This is a genomic window from Streptomyces sp. SID1328, from assembly GCF_009865595.1.
Lineage (GTDB): Bacteria > Actinomycetota > Actinomycetes > Streptomycetales > Streptomycetaceae > Streptomyces > Streptomyces griseoluteus.
The window spans coordinates 1-7736 of record NZ_WWKH01000855.1 but is presented as its reverse complement, the minus strand read 5'-3'; the positions used below and the strand labels follow the sequence as shown (position 1 = coordinate 7736).

At 73.7% G+C, this 7736-nt stretch carries 7 protein-coding genes; 5 read left to right on the top strand and 2 right to left on the bottom strand.

Annotated elements, in window-relative coordinates; all coding sequences use genetic code 11:
- Together GT030_RS27520 and GT030_RS27515 are read right to left on the bottom strand one after the other, a co-directional pair.
- Positions 1 to 2324: glycosyl hydrolase family 65 protein (locus GT030_RS27520; RefSeq protein WP_161203394.1), on the bottom strand; the 2324-nt coding region annotated here is incomplete at its 3' end.
- Positions 2321 to 3061, bottom strand: coding sequence for a beta-phosphoglucomutase family hydrolase (locus GT030_RS27515; protein ID WP_161203393.1), 741 nt, complete (start codon positions 3059 to 3061; stop codon positions 2321 to 2323). The genes GT030_RS27520 and GT030_RS27515, both read right to left, overlap by 4 nt.
- Positions 3062 to 3165: 104 nt before the next feature.
- Here GT030_RS27515 and GT030_RS27510 point away from each other — a divergent pair, with 104 nt between their 5' ends.
- The 5 genes from GT030_RS27510 to GT030_RS27490 all read left to right on the top strand — a co-directional run.
- Positions 3166 to 3831: a nucleoside/nucleotide kinase family protein gene (locus tag GT030_RS27510; RefSeq protein ID WP_161203392.1), complete on the top strand. Its 666-nt coding sequence runs from the start codon at positions 3166 to 3168 to the stop codon at positions 3829 to 3831.
- 282 nt (positions 3832 to 4113) lie between these two features.
- A complete protein-coding gene (locus GT030_RS27505) occupies positions 4114 to 5661 on the top strand; it encodes a phospholipid carrier-dependent glycosyltransferase (RefSeq protein WP_237522852.1) in 1548 nt (515 codons plus the stop codon).
- A gap of 55 nt (positions 5662 to 5716) precedes the next feature.
- Positions 5717 to 6658, top strand: coding sequence for a MurR/RpiR family transcriptional regulator (locus tag GT030_RS27500; protein ID WP_161203390.1), 942 nt, complete (start codon positions 5717 to 5719; stop codon positions 6656 to 6658).
- A gap of 176 nt (positions 6659 to 6834) precedes the next feature.
- Positions 6835 to 7215: a hypothetical protein gene (locus GT030_RS27495; protein WP_161203389.1), complete on the top strand. Its 381-nt coding sequence runs from the start codon at positions 6835 to 6837 to the stop codon at positions 7213 to 7215.
- Positions 7216 to 7314: 99 nt separating this feature from the next.
- Positions 7315 to 7736: ANTAR domain-containing protein (locus GT030_RS27490; RefSeq protein WP_346009759.1), on the top strand; the 422-nt coding region annotated here is incomplete at its 3' end.

Sequence of the window (7736 nt, the reverse complement as noted above, 5' to 3'; positions counted from 1 at the left end):
GGCTGCTCGGGGGTGGGGCGCGGGGTGACCGGGGGCACGGTCCGCACCGCGGGCTCGTCGGCCTCCAGCATGACGGTCTCCCCGTGGTGCTCGATGATCAGCGGCGGTCCTTCGAGCAGCGTGTAGGTCGCCTTGTCCCCGCTGATCTCCACGCGCAGCCGCCGCCCCCGGAACTGCAGGTGGAAGGCGAGTTTGCGCAGCCGCTCGGGCAGCCGGGGCGCGAAGCTCATCCCGGCCGGGCCCGTCAGCACCCGCCGCATGCCGCCGAACCCGGCGACCAGCGCCATCCAGGTCCCGGCCAGCGAGGCGATGTGCAGTCCGTCGCGGGTGTTGTGCTCCAGGTCGTGCAGGTCCATCAGCGCCGCCTCGGTCGTGTAGGCGTAGGCGAGCCGCAGATGGCCCGCCTGGGCGGCGATGACGGCCTGGCAGCAGGCCGACAGGGAGGAGTCGCGGACGGTCAGCGGCTCGTAGTAGGCGAAGTTCCGGGCGACCTGCTCGTCGTCGAAGTAGGACGCGCAGCTGTACATCGCGAGGACGAGGTCGGCCTGTTTGACGACCTGTTTGCGGTAGAGGTCGAAGTACGGGAAGTTCAGCAGCAGGGGGTACTGGTCGGGGCGGGTGCCGGCGAAGTCCCAGCGCTGGTAGCGGGTGAAGCCGGCGTTCTGCTCGTGGACGCCGAGTTCGTCGTTGTAGGGAATGTTCATCGCCTCGGCGGCGTCCCGCCAGGCCGCGCTCTCCTCCTCGTCGGCACCGAGCCGATGCGCCTCCTCGGGGTAGCGCTCCACGGCGTCGGCGGCCGCGAGCAGGTTCTGCCGCGCCATCAGGTTGGTGTACGTGTTGTCGTCGGCGACGGCGCTGTACTCGTCGGGCCCGGTGACGCCGTCGATGTGGAAGGCCCCGCGGTGGTCGTGGTGGCCCAGCGAGCGCCACAGCCGGGCGGTCTCCACCAGCAGCTCCAGGCCCACCTCGCGTTCGAAGCGGAGGTCACCGGTGGCCTCGACGTAGCGCACGACCGCGTCGGCGATGTCGGCGTTCACATGGAAGGCGGCGGTGCCCGCGGGCCAGTACGCCGAGCCCTCGGACCCTTCGATGGTCCGCCAGGGGAAGGCGGCGCCGCTGAGCCCCAGCTGGGCAGCGCGTTCACGGGCGGCGTCCAGGGTGTTGTGGCGCCAGCGCAGCGCCTCGGCGACGGCGCGTGGCGCGGTATGGGTGAGCAGGGGCAGCACGAACATCTCGGTGTCCCAGAAGGCGTGCCCGTCGTACCCGGAGCCGGTGAGGCCCTTGGCGGGGATGGCGCGCTGCTCGGCGCGGGCGCCGGCCTGGAAGACGTGGAAGAGGGCGAAGCGTACGGCCTGCTGGATCTCCTCGTCACCGTGCACCTCGACGTCGGCGCGCGCCCAGAAGTCGGCGAGGGCCTCGCGCTGGGCGGCCAGCAGCCCGTCCCAGCCGTCGTGGGAGGCGGCGGCGAGGGCGGCGTCCACCTGGTCGGCCATGGCGGGCAGCGAGCGGGTGCCGGACCAGCCGTGCGCGACCAGTTTCTCCACCCGGAGGGTGTGGCCTGGCTCGAGTACGGAGGTGACGGTGAGCCGGGCGACGTCGATGCCGCTCTCGCTGCGGCTGGTGGTGCGGCCGGGCCCGGTGACGACGTGGTCGGCGCCGACCGCGACCCTGAGGCCGCTGCGCTTGGTGCGGTGCACCAGCCGCAGCCGCTCCCCCGAGGCGAAACCGTCCTCCTGCTCCAGCGGCGAGCGCAGGCTCATCGCGGCACGCGGGTCGCCGTTGGGCTCGGGCAGGCTCTCGTTGGCGACCAGCTCGGACTGGATCACGACACGGCTGGGGCGGCCCACCGCCTCCACCTCGTAGGCGATGGCGGCCACCGCGCGCTGGGTGAGGGAGACCAGCCGGGTGGAGCGCACCCGGACCGTGGAACCGGCCGGGGAGGTCCACTCGCAGGTGCGTTCCAGCACCCCGCGCCGCATGTCGAGGACGCGTTCGTGGGAGATCAGGCGGCCGTAGCGCAGGTCGAAGGGTTCGTCGTCCACCAGCAGGCGCAGGATCTTGCCGTTGGTGATGTCGATGACGCTCTGCCCGGACTCCGGGTAGCCGTAGCCGGCTTCCGCGTACGGCAGCGGGTGCACCTCGTGCACGCCGTTGAGATAGCTGCCGGGCAGGCCGTGCGGCTCGCCCTCGTCGAGGTTGCCGCGCCATCCGACGTGCCCGTTGGACAGCGCGAACACCGACTCGCTCTGGGCGAGCACGTCAAGATCGAGGGTGGTCTCGCGCACGTGCCAGGGCTCGACCGTGTACGCCCGCTCAGTGATCACTGCGTCCCTCCCAGCTCGGCGAGGTCTTTCACGACGATATGCGCGCCGTGGGCGTACAGCGCGTCGGCCTGCCCCGTGCGGTCCACTCCGACCACGTATCCGAAGCCTCCGGCGCGGCCCGCGTCCATCCCGGCGAGCGCGTCCTCGTAGACGGCGGCCCGCTCCGGGGGCACGCCGAGGTCCTGCGCGGCGGCCAGGAAGGTGTCCGGTTTCGGCTTGCCCGGCAGGTGCCGTTCGGCGGCCACCACCCCGTCGATCCGTACGTCGAAGAGGTCCTCGGCGTCGATCGAGCGGAGCACGTCCCGGCAGTTGGCGCTGGAGGAGACGATGGCGGTGGCCAGGCCGGCCGCGCGCACGGCGGCCAGATAGCGCAGTGTGCCCTCGTAGGGCTCGACGCCGTCGGTGCGGATCTTCTCCAGGAGCAGTTCGTTCTTCCGGTTGCCGAGACCCTGCACGGTGCCGGCGTCCGGCGGGTCGTCGGGCCCGCCCTCGGGGAGTTCGATCCCGCGGGACTTCAGGAAGGAGCGGACGCCGTCGGCGCGGGGGCGGCCGTCCACGTACTCGTCGTAGTCGGCGACCTCGTCGAACGGCCGCGCGTCCGGGCCCTCGTGGTCACGGAGGAAGGCGTCGAAGGTCTCCTTCCAGGCGGCGGCGTGCACGACGGCCGTCTTGGTGACTACTCCGTCGAGGTCGAACAGGCACGCCTGGATGGTGTCGGGCAGTCCGAGCTGAGTCATACCGTGCTCCCTTCCCCGGATCGGGCGCGGCGATCACGCCGTTCCTAGCGGAAATGGGGGCGCCCGGCGGCCGCCCCGCGCACGCCCGGTGGCACACTCGCTGCATGCCGCCGACCTTCGACGATCTTCTCCTCCGCGCCCGCAGCCTGGCCGAGGACGGACAGCGCGCGATCCTCGGCATCGCGGGCGGTCCGGGGGCGGGTAAGACGACCCTCGCCGGACACCTCGTACGCGCGCTCAACGCGGACGGCCCGCCCTGGGTGGCGCACGTCCCGATGGACGGCTTCCATCTGGCCGACGCCGAGCTGGACCGGCTGGGCCGGCGGGACCGCAAGGGCGCCCCGGACACCTTCGACGCGGCCGGGTACGCGGCGCTGCTGCGGCGGCTGCGCGAGACTCCCGCCGACCGGGACGAGGTGGTGTACGCGCCCGCTTTCGAGCGGGACCTGGAGCAGCCGGTGGCGGGCTCGATCCCGGTGCCGCCGTCGGCCCGGCTGGTGGTGACCGAGGGCAACTACCTTCTGTTGCGCGAGGGTTCATGGGCCGGGGTACGGCCGCTGCTGGACGAGGTCTGGTACTGCGAGGTCGACGAGCCGGAGCGGGTGCGGCGGCTGGTGGCCCGGCATGTGGAGTTCGGCAAGGAGCACACGGCGGCGGTGGCCTGGGTGCTCGGCACCGACCAGCGCAACGCCGACCTGATCGCCACCACGCGGGACCGGGCGGACCTGGTGATACCCGCCTCGGCGCTGCCCGTACCCGGCCGGGGCTGAACCGGCGCCCGCCGGGGCCCGTATCCGTGGGAGCGCGGCGGAGGGTCCGCCGAGGGGACCGGTGGGGGCGGTGGCACCGCCGGTCGCGGGAACGGTGCGCGGACACGGCCCCGACGAGGGCGGATCGGCACCGGGACCGGTGCGGCCCGTGCCACCGTGGGGCGGATGATGGCGAGCGAACACCTCGGGACCGGGACGATTTCAGCACCGGCGCCCCCGCTCCCCCGCCCTCGTGAGCGCCGTTGGCTGGTGCCGCTGCTGGTGGCACTGCTCCTGGCCCAGATGGCGGCCGCGATGGTCACCACGGCCGTCCGGCAGACGCCCACCATCGACGAGCCGGTGTACGTGGTCACCGCCACCGACTACCTCCACGAGCACCGGCTGCGCTACAACCCCGAGCACCCGCCGCTCGGCAAGCTCCTGATCGCGGCCGGGATCGCGGTGGCCGACCCGCACTACGACCCCGGGTTCCCCGGCACGCAGGGCGAGGCGGGCCGCCATCTGCTGTACGAGTCGGGGAACGACCCCTGGCGGCTGATGCTGTGGGCGCGGCTGCCGGTGATCGCGCTGACGCTGCTCGGCGGGCTGGTGGTGTTCGCCTTCGCACGGGACCTGGCCGGGAGGGCGGCCGGTCTGGTGGCCCTCGCGCTGTACGCCTTCTGCCCCGACGTCGTCGCGCACGGCTCGCTGGCCACGCTGGACCTCCCGCTGACCGCCTTCCTGCTGACCTCGGTCTGGCTGGCCTGGCGGGCCCGGAACCGGCCCCGCCTGTACGTGCCGCTCGCCGGGGCGGCGCTGGGCGCGGCGGTGGCCACGAAGATGAGCGCGCTGCCCGCGATCCCGCTGCTGATGCTGCTGGCCGCCTGGTCGGTCCGGCACGCGCGCGCCGGTGCCGGACGGCGGCGCGGGGCGCTGTCGGCGCTGGGGAGCGCGGGCGTGGTGCTGGCGGTGGCACTGGCCGTCGTCTGGGCCACCTATCTGGTCGTCGACCCCCGGCTCGGCTTCGCGCCCGCCGAGCCGATCCCGCCGCTGGCGGGCACGCGGGCGCTGGTGAGCGGTCTGCTGCCGCTGCCGCCCGCCTACGGCGCCGGGCTGCGGGCGCAGTTCGCCATGGAGTACTACCCGTGGGAGGGCTTCCTGTTCGGCCGGGTGTACACCGGCTCCCTCTGGTACTACCTCCCCGTGGCCCTCCTGGTGAAGACCCCGGTCGGGCTCCTGGCCCTGGGCGCGGCCGGCGCCGTGACCCTCCTGGCGGTGCCCCGTCTGCGCCCCGCGGCCCCGTACCTGCTGCTGCCCCCCGCCCTGCTGCTGGCGGTGGCGACGACGGGCGCGCGGGACTTCGGCACCCGGTACGCGCTGTTCGTCCCGGTGTTCCTGGCGCTGGCCGGTGGCTGCGTCACGCTCTGGCGGCGCCGGTGGGCCGAAGCGCTGGCCGGGGCGCTGGTGCTGTGGGTGGCGGTGAGTTCGCTGCGGACGTTCCCGTACTACCTGCCCTACGCCAACGAGGCGTTCGGCGGCCCCGCGCGGACGCACCGGCTGCTGCACGACTCCAACGTGGACTGGGGCCAGGACCTCGGCACCCTCGCGGACCGGCTGCGGGATCGGTACCCGGGCGAGCGGGTGTGGCTGGTCTACAAGGGCAGCGGGGTCCCGTCGTACTACGGCATCCACGCGGGCGCTCCCCTCTCGGTCCCGCCCGAGCGGGTGCGGGGGCTGCTGGTGGTGTCGGACTCGGCCGTCGCCAAGGCTCGGGGGCGGCTGGCGGAGCTGATCCGCACGAGCCGCCCGGTCGACGACGTGGGCCACTCGATCACGGTGTACCGGCGCTGACCCCTCCGGGCCGACACGCGGGGCGACCAGCGGTGGTGAGCTATGTTGGCTCGTCGTGGGAGACAAAGTCGACGGTCCGGCGCCCTCGCCGCAACAGGCACGCGCCCAGGCATCAGCCATCACCTCGGGCGGGCCCGGCACGGGCGCCGAGGCCGCGCCGACCTCCCAGCTCCGGGCGCTGTTCGACGGGCCCCGGCTCTCCCCCGGACAGCGACGGGTGGCGCAGTACCTGATCGAGCACCTCACCGAGGCCGCGTTCCTGTCCATCACCGAGCTGGCCGACCGGGCCGGGGTGAGCCAGCCCTCGGTGACCCGGTTCGCCTCCGCCGTGGGCTTCAGCGGGTATCCGGCGCTGCGGGAGCGGCTGCAGTCGATCGCGCTGGGGGCGCTGGCGGGCGGTCCGGGCGAGGAGGACCGGGCGAACGAGCTGCAGGCCGCGGTGGACGCGGAGATCCAGAACCTGGAGCATCTGCGGCGCGACCTGGCCGACCCCGACCGGGTGATCCGGGTGGGCCGCGAGCTGTCCCGCTCCGCCCCGCTGACCGTGCTGGGGCTGCGCATCTCGGGGTCGCTGGCGGAGTACTTCGGGTACGCGGCCCGGCGCATCCACCCCGATGTGCGGCTGGTGACGCGGGGCGGGAGCGTGGCGTGCGACGCGCTGCTGCAGTCCCGTGAGGCGGGCGGCACCTGGGTACTGGCGTTCGCCATGCCCCGGCACGCGCAGGAGACGCTCGCCGCGCTGCGGGTGGCGCGGGAGGCGGGGCTGAAGGTCGCGTTGATCACCGATCTCGCGCTGGGCCCGCTGGCGGAGGAGGCCGACGTCACCTTCGCCACCGGCACCGGCTCCCGGCTGGTCTTCGACTCCTACGCCGCCCCCGGTCTGCTGGCCGCCGCGCTGCTCCAGGCGATGACCGACGCCGACCCCGAGCGTACCCAGGCGCGCCTGGAGCAGTACGAGCAGGTCGCCGACCAGCAGCAGTTCTTCCTGCGGGACTGATCCGGCGCCGATCAGCCCCACCCCGGCGCGGATGAATGTTTTCATCCGTCTTGCAAAGCGGTTGGCATATATAAATACTGCTCACGGATTCCGTGGCGTCCCCGCCCGGCCCGCCGGGGCCAGGGCCGCCCCCACCCGTCGGACACCCTCTCCGGCGACGAGGCACACCGGAAGCGATGAGCATGCCGATCACCACCACGCGCACCAGCCGCGACTGGCCCTGCCAGGTCAAGCAGCCGGGCAGCTACGACTGGGAACGCTCGGCGGCCAAGTGGCTGCGCGAACTGATCCCGGCGCGCTACGCCAGCTATCCGGCACTGATCAAGCATCCCGTCCTGCTGGCCCGGCACGCCGGGCTCCAGGTCCAGCAGGAGATCCGGGTGGCCCGCACCGCGCTGCAGACCGCCCGCGCCGAACTGCCGGTGCTCGGGCTGCCGGAGTCGGTCATCGAGCACACCATCAAGCTGTACGCCGCCGAGCTGCTCCAGCTCCAGCACATCGCGCGCAGCGTCCGCGCCGTCTCCGAAGCGCTGGGCACCCGTGGCACCGGCCGCTGACCCCGCCCTCCGCGCCCCCGGTCCGACGCCCGCCGCCCCTGATGGGGACGGGCGGGCCGGACAAGTGAGCGAAGGGCCAGGGTGTGCCATGCTCGTCGCGTGACGAGCGAGCCCACCCCTTCCGTGGAAAGCGGTTTCGGCGCCGATGTGGCGGCGCTGGCCAAAGTCGTGGCCCGACAGCGCGCCGAGATGGAGCGACTGCGGGACCTCACCGCGTCCTCGGCGGTGCTGGAACGCGCCAAGGGGGCGCTGATGGCCCTCACCGGCCGGTCCGCCGACGCCGCTCACGAGGAACTGCTCGCCCGCGCCGAGGCCGGGCGCCGCACCCTGATCGAGGAGTGCTGGCTCACCCTGGGCACGCTGGAGCACCCGAAGTCGGGCGGCCCGGACGCGGACCCGGCCGGTGCGCCGGCACCGGTGTCCGCCTCCCGCACGCCCGCGCCTACCGCGCCCGGCGACCTCGCGGACGTCCTGGCCGACCTCGGCCGGGCTCTGGTGCGGGTCGGCTCGCCGCAGGAGCT

Excerpts from the sequence above, each read along its gene's own strand:
- GT030_RS27515 (WP_161203393.1), bottom strand. The coding sequence starts at position 3,061 with ATGACTCAGCTCGGACTGCCCGACACCATCCAGGCGTGCCTGTTCGAC.
- GT030_RS27510 (WP_161203392.1), top strand. The coding sequence starts at position 3,166 with ATGCCGCCGACCTTCGACGATCTTCTCCTCCGCGCCCGCAGCCTGGCC.
- GT030_RS27505 (WP_237522852.1), top strand. The coding sequence starts at position 4,114 with ATGGCGGCCGCGATGGTCACCACGGCCGTCCGGCAGACGCCCACCATC.
- GT030_RS27495 (WP_161203389.1), top strand. The coding sequence starts at position 6,835 with ATGAGCATGCCGATCACCACCACGCGCACCAGCCGCGACTGGCCCTGC.